Genomic DNA, 22434 nt, shown 5'->3' with positions numbered 1-22434 from the left:
CCCCTCGCCTTTGCCCGCCCCTCTCATCGAAATGCGCGGCATCTCCAAGAGCTTCGGCGCCGTCATGGCGAACGAAGCCGTCGATCTCAGCGTCGCGCCGGGCGAGATTCTCGGGCTGCTCGGTGAAAACGGCGCCGGCAAGACGACGCTGATGAACGTGCTGTTCGGCGCCTATGCGTCCGACGCCGGCGAGATCCTGGTTCAGGGCCGGCCGGTGACGATCAACAGCTCGGCCGATGCGCTCGCCGCCGGCATCGGCATGGTGCACCAGCATTTTCACCTGGCGCCGCGGCTTTCGGTGCTGGAAAATCTGCTGATCGGCATTCCCGGCAAATCGGGCCGGATCGACCGCGCCGGCGGGCTGGCGCGACTGGCGGATATCGACCGCCAGCATGGCCTCACGCTCGATCCGGATCGTCCCGTCTCGGCGCTGTCGATCGGCGAGCAGCAGCGGCTCGAAATCGTCAAGGCGCTGTTTCGCGGTGCAAGGCTGCTGATCCTCGACGAACCGACGGCGGTGCTGGCGCCGACAGAGGTCGACGGGCTGTTTTCGGCGCTGCGGTCGATGACGGCCCAGGGTCTCGGCATCATCTTCATCTCGCACAAGCTCAACGAGGTCAGGGCGTTGACCCATCGCTGCGTCGTGCTGCGGCACGGCCGCGTAACCGGGCGCGTCGATGCACCTGCCAGCACGACATCCTCGGAGATGGCGCGGCTGATGTGCGGCCACGAGATCGTTCCGCCGGCCAGGGGACCGTCGACACCGGGTGCCGCGGTGCTGACCCTGGACGGCATCTCGACGTCGCATTCCGGTATGGCGCTGCGCGACGTGTCGCTCTTTGTCCGTGCCGGCGAGATCCTCGGCATTGCCGGTGTCTCGGGCAACGGTCAGCGGGCGCTTGCCGAAGTGATCTCCGGCGTGCTCGTGCCCGATGCCGGCCGGATGACGATAGCCGGCAAAGCTGTCTCGCGGTTCTCGCCGCGCGAGGTGCAGGCGCTCGGTCTCGGGCGCATTCCGGAAGATCGGATGACGACGGGACTGGTCACCAATCTGCCGCTCGCCGATTCGATGGTGCTGCCGCGTATCGGCACGGCGGCGTTCAGCCGCAACGGACTGCTCAGGCCGGATGCGATCCGCGCCTTCGCCGAGGCGCAGATCAAGGCCTATGACATACGCTGCCCCGGGCCGATGACGCGGGCCGGAGCACTGTCCGGCGGCAATCTGCAAAAGGCGCTGCTGGCGCGCGAGCTCGCCTTCGACCCGAAGGTGCTGATCGTGTCACAGCCGACGCGCGGCCTCGACATTGGTGCGGCGCGCTTCATCCACGAAAAGTTTCTCGACATGCGTGCCAGGGGCTGCGGCATCGTCGTCATCGGCGAAGACCTCGAAGAGCTGCTGATGCTCTGCGACCGCATCGCGGTGATGTATGAGGGGCGCATTGCCGGCACGCTGGCCAGCGCCGACGCCACCATCGCGCGGCTCGGACTGATGATGACCGGAGCGGGGGGCCATAGTTGATGTTCCGCCTCGAAGCCCGCACCTCAACGCCCGCCTGGTTCAACCTGGCTCTGCCGTTGCTGGCCATCGGCGCGACATTGGTGCTATGCAGCGGCCTCATTGCGGTGGCCGGCGCCGGGGTGATCGAGGCCTATGGCGTGATGTTCTCGGCGTCGCTGGGCGACAGCTACGCGATCACCGAAACGCTGGTGCGCGCAACACCGATGATCTTCACCGGCCTTGCCGTAGCGGTCGCCTTCCGCGCCAAATTCTGGAATATCGGCGCCGAGGGGCAGTTGCTTGCCGGTGCGGTGGCGAGCTGTGCGGTCGGCGCCATCCCGATGCCGGGACCGCTCGCCATGCTGCTGATGGCGCTCGCCGGCGCCGCCGCCGGTGCTGCGGTCGCCCTGATCCCGGCAACGCTGCGGGTGAAATTCAAAGTCGATGATGTCGTTAGTTCACTGCTGCTCAACTCGGTCATCTTCTACGCGTTGATGGCGCTGATCGAAGGCCCTTGGAAAGACAGTTTCAGCGGGTACCCGATCTCGCCGCCGATCGAGGATTCAGCGAATTTCCCGGTGCTGCTCGAAGGCACGCGGCTGCATCTCGGCGTCGTGGCGGCTTTCGTGGCGGCACCGGTCATCTGGTTCCTGATTGCGCGCACGACGCTCGGCTTCAGGATCAGGGTGATCGGCGAAAATCCCGAGGCCGCGCGCTATGGCGGCATCCATGTCGAGCGGGTGCTGATCTCGACGGCGCTGCTGTCCGGGGCGCTCGCCGGCCTTGCCGGCGTCAGCGAAGTCGGCGGCGTGCATTTCCAGGTGATGAGCGACATCTCGCCGGGCTATGGCTATTCCGGCATCGTCGTCGCCATGCTGGCGAGGCTCAACCCGCTTGGCGTGATGCCGGCGGCGCTGTTCCTCGCCGCCGTCATGACCGGCGCCGAGGCGATGTCGCGGGCCACCGGCGTTCCGGCCTTCCTCAGCGACGTCATCCAGGGCACCGCGCTGCTCGCCATGCTGGTGGCGCTGCTGTTCACGGCCTATCGCATCCGCCGCGTCGGAGCCGCATGATGAGCGTCGTGCTCGAACAAATTTTTCAGGTCGGCTTCCTCGCCGCGATCATCCGCATCGCCACGCCTTTGGCTTTCGCGACGCTGGGCGAGATGTTTTCGGAGCGGGCCGGCGTGCTAAATCTTGGCATCGAAGGCATCATGCTGTTGTCGGCGATGACCGGCTTCACCGCGACCAGCCTCAGCGGCAGCCTGTGGCTCGGCGTGCTTGCGGCGGTGCTGACCGGTGCGCTGATGGGTGCCGTGCATGCGCTGTTCACGGTCGCTCTCGGCCTCAGCCAGCATGTCTGCGGCATCGGCGTGACGCTGTTCTCGTCGGGCCTAGCCTATTTCCTTTACCGGCTGATCTTCGGCCAGCAATCGGTGCCGCCCAGCATCAAGAGTTTCGAAACGCTGCCGATCCCTGTTCTCTCCGACATCCCGGTGCTCGGACCAGCCGTGTTCAACCAGTTTTCGCTGGTCTACATGGCGATGGCAGCCGTTCCCCTTGCCGCCTTCGTGCTCTATCGGACTCCGTGGGGCCTGTCGGTGCGCATGGTCGGCGAAAATCCGCGCGCCGCCGATTCGGCCGGCGTCGGCGTCATCGCCACTCGCTTCCAGGCGGTGATCCTTGGCGGTGCCCTGATGGGGCTGGCCGGGGCTTTCCTGTCGATGGTGCAGTTCAACGCCTTCACCTTCGGCCTCGTCTCCGGGCGTGGCTGGGTGGCGATCGCGCTCGTCGTCTTCGGCCGCTGGGATCCCTGGCGTTCGGCAGGGGCCGCCCTGCTGTTCGCCTTCGTCGATGCCCTGCAACTGCGCATGCAGGCGAGCGGGCTCGGCCATATCCCCTATGAGGCGTTCCTGATGCTGCCCTTCATCTTCACCATCGTCGCCATGGCGGTGATGTCACGCAACGCCGTCGCGCCTTCGGCGCTCCTCAAGCCGTTCCGCCGCGAAGAACGCTGACAGGGCGGGGAAGGGAATTCTCAGCCACCGCTTAGCGCCCGCATCACATTCGGCAGCGCCGGCAGCGTCAGCAAAACCGTGCCGGCAAGCCAGATCGACGCGACGACGATGCTCCTGGGGCGCGCCGACCAGCGCTCATAGAGAGCGGCCGGCACGCCGGCGAGCATGATGGTCATCGTCGACAGGATCAGCGCACTTGCCATGTAGACGATCTGGCTCAGGGGAGGCGCCCAGCCCGGATACCAGATCGGATAGAACAGGAACACCATCAGCACCCACGGCGAAAAGATGCCGTTGACGATGGCGACCGCCATGACCGGGACAAGACCGTTTCTGTCCATTGCCTCAACCCCCCTGCGAAGCCATCGGCGCAATGCCGAAATTGATCAGAAAGACGAGGTAGAACACGCGCAAGGCCATAAGCCAGAGCACGCTGAAGACGATCACCACCGGCTGGGTCAGGATCGACGGGGTAATGCTCCGCACGGCCCGCAGGAACGGGTCCGTGACACTCTTGAAGAAGCGCCAGATGTAGTTGTCCCAGCTTTCGGGCACGAAGAGGCCGAGCAGGAGACGCCCCATCAGAGTGTACATCACCGCGGCAAGGATGAAATTCGGGATGTGGAAATACCAATAGGACCAGAAATCGTTCATGTGGGAGTTTCCAAGCAGCGGCGGCGCCGCGTTATGCCAGCGACGCCTCCAAAATGAAAGCGGGGTCCGTCACCGGACCCCGCCTTGAGCGCCGATCGCTATGCGCGATCAGGCAGTCTTTTCTTCCATCATCTGCTTGCCACGCGGCACACGCAGTTCCTCGATGAACTCCTGCATTGCCAAAGATGGTTCCCTGGTCAGCCTGGAGACAACGATCATGATCAGGAAGCCGACAGGCAGGCCGAACGCGGCTGCCGACAGGTTCTTGACGCCCCACCAGTTGGCGATGGTCTGGGCATGCTTGTCGAGTGCCGCCCATGCAGCGGCCTGTGCGTCCGGAGCAGCAGAAGCCCAAGCCGCCTTCAGCTCCGCATATTTTGCAACGGCGTCAGCCGGTGCCGCGGACAGGCCACTCCACGTCTCGTAAAATCCTACCGCGCCGTAGCGGGTACCGAGCAAATAATACAGGCAGATGCCAAAACCGGCGATCATGCCTGCAACGGCGCCGGCAGAGTTCGTGCGCTTCCACCAAACGCCGAGCACCAGCGCAGGGAACAGGCCCGCGGCGGCAAGCGAGAATGCCCAAGACACCATGGCGAGGATGTCGCCCGGCTTGGTCGACGCCACGTAGGCGGCGGCGATGGCCACGAGCACGAGCAAAATACGCGACACCACCAGACGGCGGGCGGTCGGAGCATTCTGGTCGATCATCTTGTAGTAAATGTCGTGGCTGAGCGCGTTGGCGATGGCCAGCAGCAGGCCATCCGCAGTCGATAGCGCGGCAGCAAGGCCGCCAGCGGCGACGAGGCCCGAGATGACGTAAGGCATACCGGCCATTTCCGGCGTGGCCAGCACGATCATGTCGGCGTTGAGGTTGATGTCGGCAAATGAAAGTGCTGTCACGCCCTTTTCGGCGCAGGCCGCTGCAATTGCTGCTGCGTCAGTGGCAGCCTTGCCGCAGATTTGTACGAGCGTGCCGTCGGCTGCCGCCCAGCGCATCATCCATCCGGCTTTCTCACTGATGTTCTCGGGCGTCAGGCCCGATGCCACCAGGTCGAGCATCGTCCATTTGGCGAACGCCGCATAGGCCGGCGCCGTGAAGTAGAGGATGAAGATGAACAACAGCGACCAGGCGACCGAGACGCGCGCTTCACGCACCGACGGGGTGGTGAAGTATCGCATCAGGACGTGCGGCAGGGATGCCGTTCCGACCATCAGGCAGACAATAAGCAGGAAGTAGTTGAGCGCGTTGTAGCCGCCATGCACGAACGGCGTGATGTGATGCACCGTGATGCCCTGCGCCGTTTCAAGCGCGGTGATGTTTGCGAGTGCCTGTCCCTGCATCAATTGCGGGATGGGCACGCCGGTTTTCACGGTGGACATCCAGATGGCTGGGATGAGATAGGCGATGATGAGCACGATGTACTGTGCGACCTGCGTCCACGTGACGGCGCGCATGCCGCCCAGCATTGAGCAGACCAGGATGCCGGCAAGGCCGACATAGACTGCTACGTTGAAGTCGAGGCCGAGAAAGCGTGCCGAGATGATGCCGGTCGCGTAGATCTGCGCTACCACATAAGTGAAAGAGCAGGAGAACAGCACGATCACGCCGATAAAGCGTGCCAGATTGCCGCCATAGCGCGCCGACAGGAAGTCGGGAACCGTATAGGCTCCGAATTTGCGCAGATAGGGCGCAACAAGGATGGCCACGAGCACGTAGCCGCCGGTCCAGCCCAGCACGAAGGCGAGGCCGTCATAGCCGAGCAGATAGAGCGTGCCGGCCATGCCGACGAAGGACGCGCCTGACATCCAGTCAGCGCCGGTTGCCATGCCATTGTAGATCGCCGGGACCCTGCGCCCCGCCACGTAGTACTCGCCGACCTGCATGGTGCGGCTGAGAATGCCGATGACGGCATATATTGTGATCGTGAACGCCACGAACAGATAGCCGATGATTCTGTTCGGGACGCCCATCGCGCTGATGATCGCCATCAGGATGATGAAAGCGATGAAGCCGCCGGTGTAAATGCCGTAGATACGACCGAGATTGGAGGTGAAGTCGCCTCCGCCTGCTGTAGTCGCTGTCGTGTTAGCCATTGAAGTTCCCCCGATCATTCTTCATTGACATGATGCTCTTCGTCGATCGCGTTCTGGCGCCGTGCGAACCAGAACAGCATGACGACGAAGGCGATGAGCGAGCCCTGAGCGGCCATGTAGAAGCCGAGCGGAAAACCAAAAATGACGATGCTGTTGAGTTGCTCCACGAACATGTGGATGACGTAACCGAAGAACACCCAGAGGCCGAGCATGACGAACATGAGGCTCTTGGTCTTGTTCCAATAACTTACGCGGTCTGGCGTCGCCATAGCTTGAACCCTCCCTTGGTTGGCAGCTTGCGAACCGTCTCGACCGCAAGGCGCCGTTTAAAGCTTGCCTCTTCCGCTGACGCGGAAGCCCTCCGGCATAGGTCGCGGCCAGGTATAGAATCAGCCGACCGTAACTTTGTATGAGTATCACTTCTTGTCGCGCCTGTTCATACGACTTTAGAATCGGTGAGAGGACTGGAGAATCGGTGGGAGGACTTGAATCGGTAAGAGGGCTGGCCGTGCGGCGTCGCGGGGGCTACACGGTCAATATCGGTTGGAAACAAGACCGAAGGGAGAACGCCATGGGCCTGCTGAACGATCTGTTGCCCGAGTTCCTGCGCAAGCCGCAGCCGATCGTCAGCGTCGATGAACTGGCTGACTTCATGGATTCGCGCGCCGCCTTCCTGGCCCAGAAGAGCATCGTCGAGTTCTGCCGGGTCAGGGCAGGGGTCTACTGGCAGAAGCTGTTCAGCGAGAAGGAATTCCAGGCGGCGCTCAACCATTCACGCTGGCGCGCCTACCCTGCGTGTTACGCCATGGTGGCGGAAATGGTGGAGGGTGCGCTGCGCGAACCCGCCGGCTTGCGCCAGCGGGGCCTGCCAGCGGCGCTGGAAAAAGTCGCCTTAACAAGCTTCTCCAAATATGCCGTTCCGGCGGGCTCGCCCCCCACTTTCTGGGAGGACGCCGCCGAGCTCACCCGTCAGCGCCTCGCCGCCACCCAGATCGGCCCACAGCGGCCGGTGCGCGAGATCCCCGAGCCGCTGGCGCGAACGGTTTTCGAGATGGTCCCGATCCACCCCAATCTGCTGACCAACGATTACGACTATATCTTCAACTTCCTGAGAATGAATCTGCTGCGCGCGCATGAGGATTTCCTGGTGCAGGCCGACCGCAGCGCCCTCGTCGACCAACTGCTTGGCGCCGCGCGCAGCTGAGTTTGTTTACTGTCCGAGCGTCGCCGGCGATGCGAACATCAGGTCCCGCACCAGATCGGGTGCCGACTGAAGGCGCTTGATGAGTGTCTTGAGCTGTGCCTGCTGATCGCGCGACAGCGCATTGATCTCGGCGCGGTTGGATACCGGTATACCGGCGTAGATGTCATGCGTCTGCTGAGCGAGCAGCAAGCCGACCAGCATGGCGTGGCCGGCCAGCATCGCCTTCATGTCGGGCTCCCCGCCAATATCCAGGGCGATCAGTTGCTCGAGCCGGGCACGGGTGCTCCGCTCGCGGATGCCGTGGCGAATTGCAAGCGTGCGTGCGGTCGCGACGATTGGAAAAAGGCCATGCTTCTTGATGTCCAGCCGGCCATTTTCAAGCTGAAAGCCGCCAAAGACAGTGAAGGGACTGCCGGTCGTCATCTGCTCGCCGAGCAGCTTCGCGAACACCGGCTCGGCGTGGGCGCGGTCATACGCATATTCGACGAATTGCGCGGCCAGCGTCGTGTCGCCATGCACCGGTCGCAGGTCGTAGACGATATCGACGTTGAGCAGGTCCTCAGGCCGCAGGCGGCGAACCCAATCCTCGACGCGCCCCTTCCAGCTGGAGAGGCTACCGCGGAATGCGGCATTCGAGGCCATTACCCCGCCTTTGCAATACGGCACGCCTGAGATGTCGAGCATGTCGGCGAGCCTGGCCCCGAGATTCTTGAACCAGCGATCTTCGGGCCCATCCGGCTCGCCATCTGCAAAGACGATTGCGTTGTCCTGGTCGGGGGCCATCAGGCTTTCGCCACGGCCGCCTGAGCCGAGCACGAGCACGGCGTAGGCGCAGGGCGGCGGGCCGTGGCCTTCGATCTGCATCTGCTGTTCGGCAAGCACGGCGGCGCGGCGGGTAAGCGAGCAAAGTTCGTCGCTGATGATTTCCGCCACCACGCGCGGGTCGATTGCTTCGCCGAGGAGCGAACGTACCACGCCCGGCAGCATCGACCAACTGGCCGCCAGTTCGGCAGCATCCCTGGCATGTTCGATGGTGTCGTCGAGATCGATGGCAGCGGCGGCGCGGAGCCTCAACAGGTCGCGCGCCGAAAGCACGCCGACCAGCATGCCACCGTCGTCGCGGACGGCGAGGTGGCGGACATTCAGCCGATCCATGCGGCCGATCGCCCGGTAAGCGAAGGCGGCGGCGCGGATGCTTATCAGCGGTCGCGTTGCGATGTTTCCGACCGGCATGTCAAAAGCCAACTCGGCGTCGGACGACATGCGGCGCAGCAGGTCACGCTCGGTAACGATGCCATACGCCTCGATCGCTTGATCCGGCGTTCCACGCTCGGACACGAGGACCGAGCTGATCTTGCGCTTGACCATGAGGTCGATGACCTGCCTTGTCGGTTTGGTCGACTTCACCACAATTGGCGGGCTGCTCATGAGGCTGCCGACGCGATGGCGATAGGCATAGGGATCAACCGGCTGAAACGCGGGAGCCTGGGGTCGCGACACCGGCTCGGCCCAGCCCGCGCGATGGCCGGCTTCGAGAGCGTCCGAAAGGGCAAGGCAGGCAACCTCGGCCTCTCCAAGTGTTCGGATGTTGCGCTTGCGCAACTCCGGAATCAACGCGGCAAAAATGTCTCCGGCCGCAATCGCATCGCCCAGAGCCGAATGCCGGCCGGTTATCTCCAGGCGAAGCCATCCGGCGATCGTTTCCAGCGAATGGTCTGCCAGATTGGGATTTGCTATGGTTGCAAGAAGCCGGACGCACAGCGCCCGAGGCTTTTTCCAGGGCAAGCGGGCGCGTCGGCATTCGCGCTCCAATACCGCGAGGTCAAAGCCGATCGAATGGCCGACGAGGATGCGGTCGCCGACGAACTCCTGGAATTGTGCCCATGCATCCGGGAAGCTGCCGGCTCCGTCAACATCGGCATCGGTGATGCCGTGGACGAGCGAAGCCTCGGACGGGATTGCTTCACCGGGATCGATGAGGAGATCGAGCTGAGTTTCCCGGACGACCTTGCCATGCGCGATGCCGATCGCGCCAATCTGGACCACGCGCGCCTTGGTGGCGTCGGGCCCGGTTGTTTCGGTGTCGACGGCGGCAGCCGCAATTGCTATCAGCGGTGTCGCGCCGCTCGCCGGCTTCAATTCCGTCTCCTGCGGCATAGCCGATAGCCTTCCTCTGCCGGATGTCTCGCCGAGACAGCGCCTGTCCGAGACAGCACCTGTCGGTGCGAAAAGGTTCGATCCGGCTTGCCATGCAACATAGAGCGCGCCGGCGGGCCGCGTCGATGGCCGAAGTCAGGCTATGGCGTTCGCAATGTTGCGCCGGGGAGTTGCGCGCCTGCACGTCCAGGCGGCACATTCGCCTTAAAGTGATTTGATACGGTCGCAGCGCTCGCACATTGTCGGCGAGCTTGCTGCCGAGGGCGCCGATGGATGAGATCAGGCGGGTTGCCGTGGGGTGCATCGGGCGCGCCGTCATGTTCGGCTCGCTTGCCATTGGCTGTGTCATGGTCGGATTCTCCTTCAACCCGGTGTCTGCATTTCGCTCCGGCGCGTTCCTCACGCTGACCATGGTTCTGGCGCTGATGTGGAAAGCCACGACCGCAGCCTTCAAAAATCCCAAGCACACCGAAGTCTGGCTCTACCTCGACGAGAAATCGCGCCCAGCCGATGCCTCGGCACGACGGGTGTTCGGCACCATCACGGGCGACGTTTATAGACTCTACGCCCGGATCGCGCTCGGCGTCGCGGTCGGGTTCTTCCTGGTGTCGCTCGTGCTGATGCTGTTCGGCCTGGAAGCTTACAGGCCGCCCGCCAACTAGGCGGCCGCTCCGCCCATCCCTGCCCGCCCGCACGACCGGGCGTTTTGCCATCGGGCCGATCGGCCTCGGAAAGTGCCGCGCTAAGCAGCAAACAAACCAAATTGTCCTCAGGTTGGAGAAAAACATTCTAAGGATCGCTGGAAAATAGCAATCGACAAAGTCTACTGAATTAATAGATTAACTGCCGAGACGGAGGCCGATATGTCCTATTTCCAGAACGCCCACACTGCCCGCAAAGGCCAAAGGCTCGGTTCCGAGCAGACTTGGCGGCCGGCCTATGCGGGCGCCTTTGCCTATCTCGTCTTTGCCCTTGCGTTCGTGTTCACCGGGGCGGTCGTTCTGGGTTTTGTTCCCTGACTATGGAGCCCGCGAGTCATCGGGCCTGACTAAAGGGATAACTGTCTGCCGTTTCGCGATATCGGAGTTGAATGAACCGAGTCCCGGTGCGCTTTATCGCGCCCCTTGCCCCAACGTGATGGAGGAGATGGCAATGCCGATCGAGTTCACGCATGTTCCCGGTAAAACTCACCCGGCCGACCCAACCGCGCCGTTTTTCTACGATTTCGTGGAAACAGCGACAAAGCTGTCGCTGATCGAGGACATCGGTTTCCAGAAAATCGTCGTCGACGATCCGGCCGGGCTGCTGGCCAATATGGATATTGCCGCCCGGGCGCTGGACCGCACTTCTTCGCTCGAGATCGTTCTCACGCATTGGGCTGGTGTGATCGAGCCGACGGTGGCGGCACGGCAATTGGCGGCGCTCGACGCGAAAAGCGGCGGTCGGTTGTCGCTCAGGATGCTCAGCGAGCCGCTGAACGACGACGATGCCGAAACACGCCCGGTCGGTCATACGGTTGTCTGGCAGCGCATCGATGAATATCTGGTGCTGCTGAAACGGTTGTGGTCGAACGACAGGCCGTTCGACCATGAAGGTGCCTTCTACAGCGTCAGCGGCGGCTATGTGCCGCGCAAGGGGCCGCGTAGCGCCGGGGTGAGCATCCGCATGGGCGGACGGTCCGGAACGGCGCTCAGGGTCGCCGGGCGGCATGCCGATGTCTTCGAGCTGACGCCGGGTTCGCTCGACGAGATCCGGCAACTGATGGAGCGGGTGCGCAATGCCGCCGCCGAACACGGTCGGGCCGGCAAGCTGCGTTTCGCGCTCCCCGTCCGGATCCGTTCGGAGGGCAACGCTTCCGGCCAGAAGGCGGTCGAATTTGTAGAGCCGCCGGCACAAGTCGCGCTTTCCCTGCTTCCTTATGCTGCCCTGGGAATCGAGGAGTTCATGATCGTCGGTGTCGACAGGCCGGGCGGCATCGCGGCGGCGGGCCGCGAGGTGATCGCGCTGCTGCGCAATTCGCTGACGCGCCGCGAGGCCGATGTCCCTCAGCCCGGCGCGTTTGCGCCTCGCGTGATCCGCGAAGCACGCGCCGGCTGAGCGCGTGCTATGCGCTTTGTGGTCGCCAACCCGAAGCGCGTGGCGGGGCCGCTCATTGCCGGCCTTTCCACATCAGCACCATGAAGTAAGGCCCGCCAACCAGGGCAGCAAGCAAACCCGCCGGAATCTGCCACGGGAAAATCAGCATCCGGCCGGCCCAGTCGGCCGAGACAAGCATCATCCCGCCAAGCATCGCGGAAGCGAAAAGCTGCGGCAAGGCGCGTTGAAGACCGAGCATGCGGGCCAGGTGCGGCGCCATCAATCCGACGAAGCTCAGCGGCCCGATGACCAGCGTGGCTATTGTCGTCGGCACCGAGATAAGCACCAGGAGCACGACCTGCACGCGAAACAGGCTAAGCCCGAGCCCGCGCGAGGCGGCTTCTCCAAGCGGCAGGATTTCCAGCCAGCGGATGGTGAGGGGCACGATGGCGAGCAGAGCAGTCGCCGCCACGGCGGCGATTGTGGCATCGGCGGCGGTGGCCCGGTAGGTGGAGCCGGACAGCCAGCCGATCAGCGTATCGAGCCGAGGATCGCCGCTGGCGAGCATCACCGCCGAGAATGCCGACGCCATCGTCGCCACGGCGACCCCGGAAAGCAGCAACCGATCAGGCGCGAGAGGCTGCTGGCGGCCGGTCGGCGAAACCATCGCCAGGCTGACCAGCGCCCCGACGAGACCGGCGGCGATCATCGCCGGACGGTTGACATCAGAAGTCGCGACGAAGAGCAGCAGGATGCCTAGCGAGGCGCCGCCTGAGATACCCAGCACCTCGGGCGCCGCCATCGGATTGCCGGTCATCCGCTGCATCAGCGTGCCGACCACGCCCAGCATCATACCAGCGCAAACCGCGACGACGATGCGAGGCGCCCTGAGCGGCAGCAGGTCGGCAAGTTCGGCGGCCGAGGCGACGTGCCAGCCGGCCGCGCCTCGCCCGACAACAAGCGCGGCGCAGAGAAGAAGCGCCATCGCGATGAGCCCGAGCAGCAGACAGGGCCACCCGCTGCGCCTGCGCACGGAAGACAGCATGGCGCCGTCCCGGTCCGGGCTGGTGCGCAATTTCGGCAGGAGAAGAAACAGCAGCGGCGCACCGAGGAAAGCAGTCGCCACGCCTGCCGGGATTTCGGAGGCAAACGGCAGGACCTGCACCAGCCGGTCGGTCAGCCACAACAGCATGGCGCCCGCAAGCGGCGCCCAGATCATGCGCTGGCGCAGGGTCCGTGCGCCGGCGAGCCTGACCAGCGCCGGCGCCGCAAGCGCCACGAAGCTGATGACGTCGACGGCTGCGACCACCATGCTGCTCAGCCCGACGGCGACGGTCATCCCGGCCAGCCGTGTCACCGCGGGATTCGTTCCGAAGCTTTCGGCTCCCTCGTCGCTGAGGTCGAGAAGCCGCAGCGGCCGGAGCAGAAGGAAGGCGGCAATGCCGGCCATCGCCAGCCATGGCGCGAACCCGAGCACTACGGCATCGCCGTTCTGGATCAGCGAACCGCTCTGCCAGATGAAGAGTTCCTCGGAATATTCGCGGTTGGCCGCCATCAGCAGGGCGCTCGCAGAACTGCATGTGAGGCTGACCACCAGGCCGGAAATGATGATCGCGACCGGCGAGAAACTCCGGCCCCGGGCCAGAGCCAAAACCGCCAGCGTCGACAGGGCGCCGCCGGCGAGCGCCATCCATTCGCGACCTTGCTCCAACAGCCACGGCGCGTAGAGCGTGGCGATCGTCAGGGCGACGGTGGCGCCTGCATTGGTGCCGATGGTCGTCGGCTCGGCGAGCGGATTGCGCAGCACCTGCTGGAGCAGCGTGCCGGTCAGGCCGAGCGCCGCGCCGGCCAGCAGACTGATCGCCAGACGCGGCAGGAAGGCATGCCGGTAAAGCAGCTGCCGCGGATCGGCAAAGTCGGTCGCCCCGAGCGACTGCCACCACATGTCGGCGGGTAACAGGCGCAAAAGCCCGGCAGCGGTGAGATAGGCGGCGAGCATCGCCGGCACGCCGACGAGGGCGACGAGCATCCCTGCCTTGAAACGAGCACGATGGCCGGCCGTAGACTGCATGATGGTCATGCCCGGGCCAAAAACGTCGCAAAACGGGTAGCGGCGGCTAGCCCGCCAAACGGCCATACCGGCGGGATTGTCCTGACGTTGCCGGCTTTGACGCAGGGAAGGTTCGCCCAGAGGCTGCTCTGGTCGATCCTGATCTTCACATGCGGCGGGATCGGATCGAGCGAAATCACGCGGGCCTCGCCGATCGCAACCAGCTCTTCGATGCCCAGCATGGAAAAGCCCCAGCTATCGGTCGGCGCCGTCCAGGCGTTGGTGAGGCTCAACCTGTCGAGCACGTCCTGGAACAGACTGCCCTTGCCGTAGACACGGACGTGACGATCGTCGAACATGCTGACCACCGCGAGCGGCTGGTCTGCCCGCCCTGAAAACTGTGCCCTGATCTGGGCGATTGCCGCCGCCGTTTCCTGGACAAGGCGCAGAGCCTCAGCCTCGCGGCCGAGCTGTGAGCCAAGTTTCAGCGTCTCATTCTCGGCCTGGCGATAAGGCGCTTCGGTGCCATCGTAGAAGGGCACCGTATGCAGCGGCGCGATCCGCCTGAACGGAGCTTCGTCCAGCCCATAGCCATAGGCGCCGGTGATAAGATCGGGCTTGAGTTCGAGGAGCAGTTCGAGATTGGGCTCGCCGCGCGAGCCGAGATCGAGGCAGCCGGCAGGAAGAGCCGGTCCCGCGACCCAGTCGCGGTAACCTTTTGAGTCGGCGACCGCCACCGGGCCGATCCCGAGCGAGATGACCATCTCGGCCGAAGTCCATTCGAGGCAGGCGACGCGCGGCGGCGGAGCGGCATGCGCCGGGTCGCCGCGCAGGCCGAGGCTCGTCGCGGCCAGGCCGGCCAGGCACCGGCGCCGCGTCAGTGGCGCCAATTGGGTCCGGGCCTGCATGCGCGGGTCACCATGTGTACTTCACCGAGCCGTTGATCCGGCGACCCTCGCCATAAAAGCAGCCGAAGCTTTCCGCGTAGCAGGAGGCGACATAGCGCTTGTCGAACAGATTGCTGACATTGAGGTTCAGCTCGGCGTTCCTCCATTCGTAGTGGAGTGCGGCATCGACAAGCGTGACTGCCGGCACTTTGAAAGTGTTGGCGTCGTCGCCGCAAGTCGAGCCGACATAGCGGATGCCGGCGCCGAGCCCGAAGCCTTCCAATTTGCCGCTGCCGACGGTGTAATTCGCCCACAGCGAGGCCGCATGCTCCGGCACGCCGAATGAGGTGTTGTCCTCATCGCTGATTGTCTCGCCACTATCGTCATCGACGGTGATCGAGGTGGCCCTGGTGATCTCGGTGTCGAGATAGGTATAGGCCGCCCGGAAATCGAAGCCTGAATCGAGGCTGGCAACAGCTTCCAGCTCGATGCCGCGCGACCTGATCTCGCCGGTCTGGAAGATGTCGTTGGGCGCGCCAACACCGCCATAACGTACGACATTCTGCCGGGCCAGGTCGAACGCCGAAACGGTGACGAAGGCGTTCCAGCCGACCGGCTGGTATTTCAGCCCGACCTCGTACTGCTTGCCGGTTTCGGGCACGAGCGGATTGCCGTTGCTGTCGGGGCCGGACACCGGCTGGAACGATTCGGAATAGCTGACATAAGGGGCAAGGCCATTGTCGGCGAGATAAAGCAGACCAGCGCGGCTGGTGAAGGCGTCGTCCTTCTGGCGGGGACCGAAAGCGCCGGCCAGATTGTCGTGGACTTTCGCGTCGGCCCAGTCTTGGCGGCCGCCCAGCGTCAGTCGCCAGTTGCCCAGCTTGATCTGGTCCTGCGCGTAGAGGCCGACCTGCGACTGAGTGGTGTCGGTGTCGGTATAGGGCGTCATTTCGCCGACCGGGTAGCCATAGGCCGGGTCGAATATGTTGAAATCATCGTCGGTCATATCGTTGCTGGCGGCATAGTCGCGGTAGGTGTAGCGCTTATAGTCGAAGCCGAGAAGCAGCGTGTGGGCGAGCGGCCCGGTGTCGAAATCGGCCTGCGCCTGGTTGTCGATGGTCACGCCGCTGAGCTTGCTGCCGCCGGCATCGGCATAGCGGGAATAGTCGCCCTCATCATTCAGAAGCCCGCCGCCGAAGACGCCTTCCTCATAGTGCTTCAGATAGACGTAGCGGGCATGCTGGCGAACCTGCCACGTCTCGTTGAAGCGGTGATCCAACTCGTAACCGATCGACGCCTGGTCGTTGTCGTAGGTGTCGAAGCCCGGTTCGCCGACGAACATGCTGTTCGGCAGGTATTTTCCGTCCCTGCCCGGCCTGATCGTGCCGTATGCCGGCAGATACTGCATCGCCCAGCCGGACCGGTCGCGCTGATAGTTGGCGAGGATGGTCAGGCTGGTATCGGCATCGGGCTGCCAGGTCAGCGCCGGCGCGATGAAGATGCGTTCGTCCTCGACGAAATCAGTCTGCGCATCGCCGGTGTGGGCGGCACCGGTGAGGCGGAACAGCAGCGACTTGTCGGCGTTGACAGCCCCGCTGAAGTCGAACTTTCCTTCATAGCGGTCGAAGCTTCCGGCGCCGAGCTCGACCTCGCGGAGGGTCTCCTCGGTCGGGCGCTTGCTGACATAGTTGATGATGCCGCCAGGACTTGCCTGGCCGTAGAGAACCGATGCCGGCCCGTGCAGGATTTCGTAGCGTTCGGCGCCGTAGGAATCGAGCGCTGTGAACAGCGTGAAATTGCTTTCCTTGAGCTGCAGCCCGTCCTTGTAGAAGACGCCGCTGGAGTTCGAAATGCCGCGCATCTGCAAGCCGTGGCCACGATTGTCGGTGCCGTAGAGATTGCCGGTTGCGCCTGGCGTATACCGCAGCGCGCTGTTCAGGCTGTCCACCGCCTGCGCTTCCATCTGGTCTTTGGTGATGACCGATATCGACTGCGGCGTCTCGATCAGCGGTGTGTCGGTCTTGGTAGCGGTGGAGCCCTGGATGGCGACATAACCGTCGACGGTTCCAAAGGCGCTTTCGACGCGTTCCTGAATGTTGATCGGATCGAGAGTGGTGGTCGCCTCCTGCGCGACGGCGTGACCGCCGCCAAGCAGCACCGGCAGCGACATCGCCGCGATCAGCAGGTTTCGGCGCGCAGTCACTTCGCTTTGAGTTCTTCCGCGACCTGAACCAACGACCATCTCGGCGCGCCCCACATTTCGTGTTTCGACGCAAATCCGGCGCGTCACGACATTTTGTTGACTCAAAAAGGCATCTTCATTGTTGACTAGTAAACTCATGTTTCATAGTCAACCGGACATCGGCGCCCGCAAACCGGATTGCCGAAAACCGGATTTCGAAATGCGCGCGCAAAGCTGGAGGAAGGCCGAGACCGTGGCGGGAATTCATGCCCAGACTGCCTTTCATGTCGAAGCGGTGCGGTTCGCTGTCGGCGAGCGGACGCTGCTTGGTCCGGTCACACTCGAGTTGCAACGCTCGCGCGTCTATGGGCTGATCGGGCACAACGGCTCGGGCAAGTCGACGCTGATCAAGCTGCTGGCGCGCCAGCAGCCGGCAAGCTCGGGCGGCATAACCTTCGCGCAGCGGCCGCTGGTGCAGTGGGGCGCGCGTGAACTGGCGCGCGCGCTCGCCTATCTGCCGCAGACGACGCCGGCGGCGACCGGCCTGACCGTGCGCGAACTGGCGACGCTCGGCCGCTATCCCTGGCATGGCGCGCTCGGCCGTTTCGGGCATGAGGACAGGCGCCATGTCGAGGAGGCGCTAGTCCTGACCAACATGGCTGACTTCACCGACCGGCTGGTCGACGAATTGTCAGGCGGCGAGCGCCAGCGCGCATGGCTGGCGATGCTGGTGGCGCAGAATGCCGGCGTCATGCTGCTCGACGAGCCGATCTCGGCGCTCGACATCGCCCATCAGGTCGAGGTGCTGGGGCTGGTCAGGGACCTCAGCCGCAGGCGCGACCTGTGCGTCGTCGTCGTGCTGCACGATCCCAACATGGCGGCGCGCTACTGCGACGAATTGATCGCGCTGAAGGACGGCAGGCTGCTGACGCGCGGCACGCCGGACCAGATCATGCAGGGCGACGTGCTCAAAGGAATTTTCGGTGTCGAGATGGGCGTGTTTGCGCACCCCGTCACCGGCCAGCCCATCGGCTATGTGCAATGAGGCCACTCTTGAGAATAAGGAAGAAGCCCTTGTCCAGACATGGTTTGTTCGCGGCGTTGCTCGCATCCGCCATCCTGTCGGCCGGCGGCGCAGCCGCCCAGGAGCAACCGGAGGCAGCCGCCCAGGAGCAACCGGGCGCGGCCCCGGCGATCGAGGTGCCGGCTCCAGTGCCTGGGCAGGCTGCGCCAGACGCCGCCGCGTCACCGGCGACGCAGCCCGGCGTAACAACACCTATCGAGACAACGCCTACCGAGACTGGCCCTTCGACGGCAACGTCCCTGACCCTGCCGCGTGACCTCTCGCCATGGGGCATGTTCATGGCGGCCGACATCGTCGTGAAAGCGGTGATGATCGGGTTGGCTTTTGCGTCCTTCGTCACCTGGACGATATGGCTGGCCAAATCGCTGGAGATCCTTGGCGGCAAGCTGCGCGCCCGCCGCGCGGCTCAAGCGATCGGCAATGCCGCGACGTTGAACCAGGCCGGGCGCGCGCTTGGCCATAATAACGGTCCTGGCGCCCTGCTGGTGCGGGCAGCCGAGGAAGAAACCGCGCTTTCGGCCGGCTCGCTCGACCATGTGTCCGGCGAAGGGCTGAAGGAACGGGTCACCTCGCGCCTGTCGCGCATCGAGGCGGCGGCGGCGCGGCGCATGTCGCGCGGCACCGGCGTGCTGGCGACAATCGGCTCGACCGCGCCCTTCGTCGGCCTGTTCGGCACCGTCTGGGGCATCATGAACGCCTTCATCGGCATCTCGCAGGCGCAGACCACCAACCTCGCCGTCGTTGCCCCGGGCATTGCGGAAGCCTTGCTGGCCACGGCGATGGGCCTTGTCGCGGCGATCCCGGCGGTGGTCATCTACAACGTCTTCGCGCGATCGATAGCCGGCTACAGGCAGATCCTTGCCGATGCGTCGGCAGGGGTCGAGCGGCTGGTCAGCCGGGATTTGGATTTCCGCACGGTCGCGCCGGCAAAGCAGATGGCCGCGGAATGAACACGGAGCGACGCCATGGCGGCTAGAATTCGAGAGAACATTGACGGCGATCTCGAGGAAAATCACGAGATCAACGTCACGCCGTTCATCGACGTGATCCTGGTTCTGCTGATCATCTTCATGGTCGCGGCGCCGCTGGCGACCGTGGATGTCAATGTCGACCTGCCGGGCTCGACCGCAACGCCTGCGCCTCGACCGGAGACGCCGCTGTTCCTGACGCTGAAGAACGATCTCAGCCTGGCGATCGGCAACGACAGCGTGCCGCGCGCAGCCTTCGCCGCCGCGCTGGTCGGCAGGACAAAAGGCGACAGGCAGACGCGCATCTTCCTGCGCGCCGACAAGGCGGTTGGCTATGGCGAGCTGATGGAGGTGATGAACCTTTTGCGCGGCGCCGGTTATCTGAAGATCGCGCTGGTCGGCCTTGAGGCGGCGCCAGGCGATGCCGCGGCGCCGCAAGTCGGAACCGGCCAATAATGTCGCCGGCGGCCGCCCTGCCGATGGCCGATCAGCGGCGCTTCGGCGCGCGCGAGATCGCCTGGTGGGCGGGCGCGGCTGCGCTGGTCCTGATGGCGCATGCCGCGGTCGGCTATGCAATGCAGAGCTGGCGCCCGGCCGAGCCCGATGGCGGGCCGCCGCAGGCGCAGGTGATCGAGCTGTCGCCGATGGCGCTCACGCCGGCCGAGCCGGCTCCGGGATCGGATGAGATAGCGCCCGATCAGCCGGACCCGGCCGAGGAGCCCGAGACGGCCGAAACAGAGCCTCCGACCGAACCGCCCGTCGAGCAGGCCGAGCCGGTCACCGAGCCATCGGAGGCCGCTCCGGCCGACACGGTCGAGCCGACCCCGCCGACGGTGGCCGAACGGGTCGACCAGCCGCCGCTCGAGGAGGTCGTGCCCGAAATTGCCGAAGCCGTCACGCCGGAAGTGGTCGTTCCGCTGCCGCAGCCGAAACCGGTCGACAAACCCGTCGAGACCAAGCCAAAGAAACAGGCAAAGACTGAGGTAAAGGAGCCGGCTGAGGTCAAGGCGAAGAAGCCGGTCAAAGAAGCCAAAAAGCGTCCGAAAAAGGAAAAGGCCACACCGCCGCGGACGACGGCCAGTGTCGCTGCGACATCCGCAGCCAGGGCGGCCGCCCCGAAATCGGCCAAAGCAACGGCTGCGAGACGCGGGGACGCCAAGAAGTGGAACTCGCAACTGACAAGGTGGCTCAATCGGCACAAGCGCTATCCGAAGGCCGCGAAAGCCCGCCGTTCGGAAGGAACTGTGAGGGTCTCCTTCATGGTGGCCGGCTCCGGTCGAGTGACGTCCGTTCGCATCACCGGTTCGTCCGGCGACCCTGATCTCGACCGCGGTGTACTCGACCTGCTGCAGGGCGCTACAGTGCCGGCGCCGCCAGAAGGCGTTAGCTCGCGTGTCAATGTGCCGTTGAGGTTCGACCTGCGGTAATTCGCCCGCCGGCCGAGAGCCATTTGCCGCTTTCCAATTTCTACGTCGTGTTTGCAGATTGCGCGCTATTGTACTGTGCATTCGGCGACGATTTTCGAGTGCCAATTGTCATCTGACTGTCACATACCCGCCATATACATCGATAATTCCGGATTCTAGGATACATGGATAAGAACACCGCTCTTCTCGCATTGGCAGCGCTTGGCCAGGACACCAGGCTCGAAGTGTTTCGCCTGCTGGTGCGGGCGGGCGCGGACGGTGTGCCAGCCGGCGAGATCGCCGCGCGCCTCGGTGCGGTGCAGAACACCATGTCGGCGCATCTGAAGGTCCTCGACCATGCCGGCCTGGTCCGCGCCGAGCGCGACGGCCGGACGATCCGCTACGTCGCGGACATGACCGGCTTTCGCGATCTGCTTGCCTATCTCATGGAGGATTGCTGCAACGGCGCGCCGGAGCTCTGCCAGCCGGTCATTCAGGCCGTGACTTGCAACTGCTAGAAGGAGGACCACCCATGAATGACCCATACAACGTGCTTTTCCTGTGCACCGGCAATTCGGCACGGTCGATCTTGCCGAAGCGATCCTCAACCGTGTCGGCGCCGGCAAGTTCAGGGCCTATTCGGCCGGATCGCGCCCGAAGGGAGAGGTCCATCCCTACGCGCTCCAGCTTTTGAAAACCCTCAACCACGACACGTCCTTCGCCCGCTCGAAAGACTGGCAGGAATTTGCGGCTCCTGGCGCCCCCGAGATGAATTTCGTTTTCACCGTCTGCGACAACGCGGCCAATGAAGCCTGCCCGGTCTGGCCGGGACAGCCGATGACCGCGCATTGGGGCGTGCCCGACCCGGCCGCCGTGGACGGCACCGACGCCGAAAAGCATCTGGCCTTTGCCGAAGCCTATCGCATGCTCAACAACCGGATCTCGATCTTCGTCAGCCTGCCGATGAACTCGATCGACAAGCTCGCCCTGCAGAAACGGCTCGATGAAATCGGCCGCGATCTGCCGAAGGCCGGCTGACATCATGGCGGCTGACCTGTCCCGCCGCATCGTCGCGGAAGCGCTCGGCACGGCAATGCTGGTCGCGACGGTCGTCGGCTCCGGCATCATGGCGGATCGTCTGACGGACGATGTGGGTCTCTCCCTGCTCGGCAACACGCTGCCGACTGGAGCGATTTTGGTGGTGCTGATCACCATACTCGGACCGATTTCCGGGGCGCATTTCAATCCGGCGGTGACGCTGGTTTTTGCGCTGCGGCGGGAAATCGAAGCGAACGCTGCACTGGCCTATGTGATCGCCCAGATTGCCGGCGGCATCGCCGGAACGCTGCTGGCGCACGCGATGTTCGAACTGCCGATTCTCCAGATCTCGCAAACCGTGCGGACCGGAAACGGACAATGGATTGCGGAACTGGTGGCCGCCTTCGGCCTGGTCTTCACCATTCTCGCCGGTCTTCGCTTCCGTTCGGATGCCATTCCATGGCTGGTCGGGCTCTACATCACCGCGGCCTATTGGTTCACGGCCTCGACCTCGTTCGCCAATCCGGCAGTCGCCATTGCCCGGGCGGTGTCAAACACCTTCGCGGGCATCCGTCCAGTTGACCTGCCGGCGTTCCTCGTCGCCGAGCTGCTGGGCGCGCTGCTTGCCATGGCGTTGGCAGGATGGCTGCTCGCTGAGCCCAAACCAACCAGACAGATGAGAGCCGCGAAATGACCATCACCATCTACCACAACCCCGACTGCGGCACCTCGCGCAACACGCTCGCCATCATCCGGCAGTCCGGCGAAGAGCCTGAGGTGATCGAGTATCTGAAAAACCCGCCGTCGCGTGAACGGCTGGTCGAGCTGATCGCGGCGATGGGGATGACGCCGCGCCAATTGCTGCGCGAGAAGGGCACGCCGTACGCCGAGCTCAATCTCGGCGACCCCAAATGGACCGACGACGAGATCATCGATTTCATGCTGGCGCATCCGATCCTGATCAACCGGCCGATCGTGGTGACGCCGCTTGGCACCATGCTTGCTCGGCCGTCCGAAGCGGTTCTCGACACCTGCCCAATCCTGAGATCGGGCCGTTCGCCAAGGAAGACGGCGACGTTGTCATCGACGCGCAGGGCAAGCGCGTTGCCTGACCAA

General features: G+C 64.2%; 21 protein-coding genes and 2 pseudogenes. 15 read left to right on the top strand and 8 right to left on the bottom strand.

All coding sequences use genetic code 11. The annotated features are described in order from the left end of the window. Nucleotides 1-10 precede the first annotated feature (10 nt). From AC0L18_RS12720 to AC0L18_RS12710, 3 genes are read left to right on the top strand one after another with little or no spacing between them, the layout of a single operon-like run. Entirely contained in the window at nucleotides 11-1519 is a 1509-nt protein-coding gene (locus tag AC0L18_RS12720) for an ABC transporter ATP-binding protein (protein ID WP_473492538.1), read from the top strand. Continuing rightward, entirely contained in the window at nucleotides 1519-2571 is a 1053-nt protein-coding gene (locus AC0L18_RS12715; protein WP_473492536.1) for an ABC transporter permease, read from the top strand. The genes AC0L18_RS12720 and AC0L18_RS12715 overlap by 1 nt, the downstream gene beginning before the upstream one ends. Beyond that, nucleotides 2571-3515: an ABC transporter permease gene (locus AC0L18_RS12710; RefSeq protein WP_023800524.1), complete on the top strand. Its 945-nt coding sequence runs from the start codon at nucleotides 2571-2573 to the stop codon at nucleotides 3513-3515. The genes AC0L18_RS12715 and AC0L18_RS12710 overlap by 1 nt, the downstream gene beginning before the upstream one ends. Before the next feature lie 20 nt (nucleotides 3516-3535). On the opposite strand, the gene AC0L18_RS12705 is transcribed toward AC0L18_RS12710, so the two are convergent. The 4 genes from AC0L18_RS12705 to AC0L18_RS12690 all read right to left on the bottom strand — a co-directional run bounded on the left by AC0L18_RS12705 (nucleotide 3536) and on the right by AC0L18_RS12690 (nucleotide 6535). After that, nucleotides 3536-3856, bottom strand: coding sequence for a hypothetical protein (locus tag AC0L18_RS12705; RefSeq protein ID WP_091592307.1), 321 nt, complete (start codon nucleotides 3854-3856; stop codon nucleotides 3536-3538). Nucleotides 3857-3860: 4 nt separating this feature from the next. Beyond that, nucleotides 3861-4169: a YggT family protein gene (locus AC0L18_RS12700; RefSeq protein ID WP_128173652.1), complete on the bottom strand. Its 309-nt coding sequence runs from the start codon at nucleotides 4167-4169 to the stop codon at nucleotides 3861-3863. 108 nt (nucleotides 4170-4277) lie between these two features. Beyond that, entirely contained in the window at nucleotides 4278-6266 is a 1989-nt protein-coding gene (locus AC0L18_RS12695; RefSeq protein ID WP_473492534.1) for a sodium:solute symporter family protein, read from the bottom strand. 14 nt (nucleotides 6267-6280) lie between these two features. After that, entirely contained in the window at nucleotides 6281-6535 is a 255-nt protein-coding gene (locus AC0L18_RS12690) for a DUF4212 domain-containing protein (RefSeq protein ID WP_473492532.1), read from the bottom strand. A 302-nt stretch (nucleotides 6536-6837) separates the two neighbouring features. On the opposite strand from AC0L18_RS12690, the gene AC0L18_RS12685 reads away from it, so the two are divergent. Further along, a complete protein-coding gene (locus AC0L18_RS12685) occupies nucleotides 6838-7470 on the top strand; it encodes a hypothetical protein (RefSeq protein ID WP_473492530.1) in 633 nt (210 codons plus the stop codon). 6 nt (nucleotides 7471-7476) lie between these two features. Here the strand turns inward: AC0L18_RS12685 and AC0L18_RS12680 are convergent, their stop codons facing one another. Further along, entirely contained in the window at nucleotides 7477-9627 is a 2151-nt protein-coding gene (locus AC0L18_RS12680; protein WP_473492528.1) for a DUF294 nucleotidyltransferase-like domain-containing protein, read from the bottom strand. 269 nt (nucleotides 9628-9896) lie between these two features. Here AC0L18_RS12680 and AC0L18_RS12675 point away from each other — a divergent pair, with 269 nt between their 5' ends. The 3 genes from AC0L18_RS12675 to AC0L18_RS12665 all read left to right on the top strand — a co-directional run bounded on the left by AC0L18_RS12675 (nucleotide 9897) and on the right by AC0L18_RS12665 (nucleotide 11724). Further along, entirely contained in the window at nucleotides 9897-10289 is a 393-nt protein-coding gene (locus AC0L18_RS12675) for a hypothetical protein (protein WP_473492526.1), read from the top strand. A 201-nt stretch (nucleotides 10290-10490) separates the two neighbouring features. After that, nucleotides 10491-10646, top strand: coding sequence for a hypothetical protein (locus tag AC0L18_RS12670; protein WP_091592315.1), 156 nt, complete (start codon nucleotides 10491-10493; stop codon nucleotides 10644-10646). Nucleotides 10647-10779: 133 nt separating this feature from the next. Beyond that, entirely contained in the window at nucleotides 10780-11724 is a 945-nt protein-coding gene (locus tag AC0L18_RS12665; RefSeq protein ID WP_473492524.1) for an LLM class flavin-dependent oxidoreductase, read from the top strand. Between the two features lie 52 nt (nucleotides 11725-11776). Here the strand turns inward: AC0L18_RS12665 and fhuB are convergent, their stop codons facing one another. The 3 genes from fhuB to AC0L18_RS12650 are packed head-to-tail and all read right to left on the bottom strand — an operon-like array spanning nucleotide 11777 to nucleotide 16843. Then, a complete protein-coding gene (fhuB, locus tag AC0L18_RS12660; RefSeq protein ID WP_473492522.1) occupies nucleotides 11777-13774 on the bottom strand; it encodes a Fe(3+)-hydroxamate ABC transporter permease FhuB in 1998 nt (665 codons plus the stop codon). A 5-nt stretch (nucleotides 13775-13779) separates the two neighbouring features. After that, nucleotides 13780-14661 carry an ABC transporter substrate-binding protein gene (locus tag AC0L18_RS12655; protein WP_473492520.1) on the bottom strand — a complete coding sequence of 294 codons (882 nt, stop codon included), beginning with the start codon at nucleotides 14659-14661 and terminating at the stop codon, nucleotides 13780-13782. 7 nt (nucleotides 14662-14668) lie between these two features. Further along, entirely contained in the window at nucleotides 14669-16843 is a 2175-nt protein-coding gene (locus AC0L18_RS12650; protein ID WP_473492518.1) for a TonB-dependent siderophore receptor, read from the bottom strand. Nucleotides 16844-17042: 199 nt separating this feature from the next. Here AC0L18_RS12650 and AC0L18_RS12645 point away from each other — a divergent pair, with 199 nt between their 5' ends. The 8 genes and pseudogenes from AC0L18_RS12645 to arsC all read left to right on the top strand — a co-directional run bounded on the left by AC0L18_RS12645 (nucleotide 17043) and on the right by arsC (nucleotide 22430). Beyond that, entirely contained in the window at nucleotides 17043-17867 is an 825-nt protein-coding gene (locus AC0L18_RS12645) for an ATP-binding cassette domain-containing protein (RefSeq protein ID WP_473492516.1), read from the top strand. A gap of 29 nt (nucleotides 17868-17896) precedes the next feature. Beyond that, nucleotides 17897-18856 (top strand): tonB-system energizer ExbB, encoded by a 960-nt coding sequence (exbB, locus tag AC0L18_RS12640; protein WP_473492514.1) that lies wholly within the window; start codon nucleotides 17897-17899, stop codon nucleotides 18854-18856. A gap of 15 nt (nucleotides 18857-18871) precedes the next feature. Next, nucleotides 18872-19330, top strand: coding sequence for a TonB system transport protein ExbD (exbD, locus tag AC0L18_RS12635; RefSeq protein WP_292190422.1), 459 nt, complete (start codon nucleotides 18872-18874; stop codon nucleotides 19328-19330). Continuing rightward, nucleotides 19330-20301: an energy transducer TonB gene (locus AC0L18_RS12630; RefSeq protein WP_473492512.1), complete on the top strand. Its 972-nt coding sequence runs from the start codon at nucleotides 19330-19332 to the stop codon at nucleotides 20299-20301. The genes exbD and AC0L18_RS12630 overlap by 1 nt, the downstream gene beginning before the upstream one ends. A gap of 164 nt (nucleotides 20302-20465) precedes the next feature. After that, nucleotides 20466-20798: an ArsR/SmtB family transcription factor gene (locus AC0L18_RS12625; protein WP_077380823.1), complete on the top strand. Its 333-nt coding sequence runs from the start codon at nucleotides 20466-20468 to the stop codon at nucleotides 20796-20798. A 14-nt stretch (nucleotides 20799-20812) separates the two neighbouring features. Next, nucleotides 20813-21318, top strand: a pseudogene (locus AC0L18_RS12620) (arsenate reductase ArsC). A 4-nt stretch (nucleotides 21319-21322) separates the two neighbouring features. Next, a complete protein-coding gene (locus AC0L18_RS12615; protein WP_473492635.1) occupies nucleotides 21323-22012 on the top strand; it encodes an aquaporin in 690 nt (229 codons plus the stop codon). Then, a pseudogene (arsC, locus tag AC0L18_RS12610) lies at nucleotides 22009-22430 on the top strand (arsenate reductase (glutaredoxin)). The gene AC0L18_RS12615 and the pseudogene arsC overlap by 4 nt, the downstream one beginning before the upstream one ends. Nucleotides 22431-22434 lie beyond the last annotated feature (4 nt).

The sequence above is a fragment of the Mesorhizobium sp. WSM4819 genome (assembly GCF_055811215.1).
Note: the sequence above shows the minus strand (reverse complement) of the source record. Positions and strands in the feature narration are given on the sequence as shown.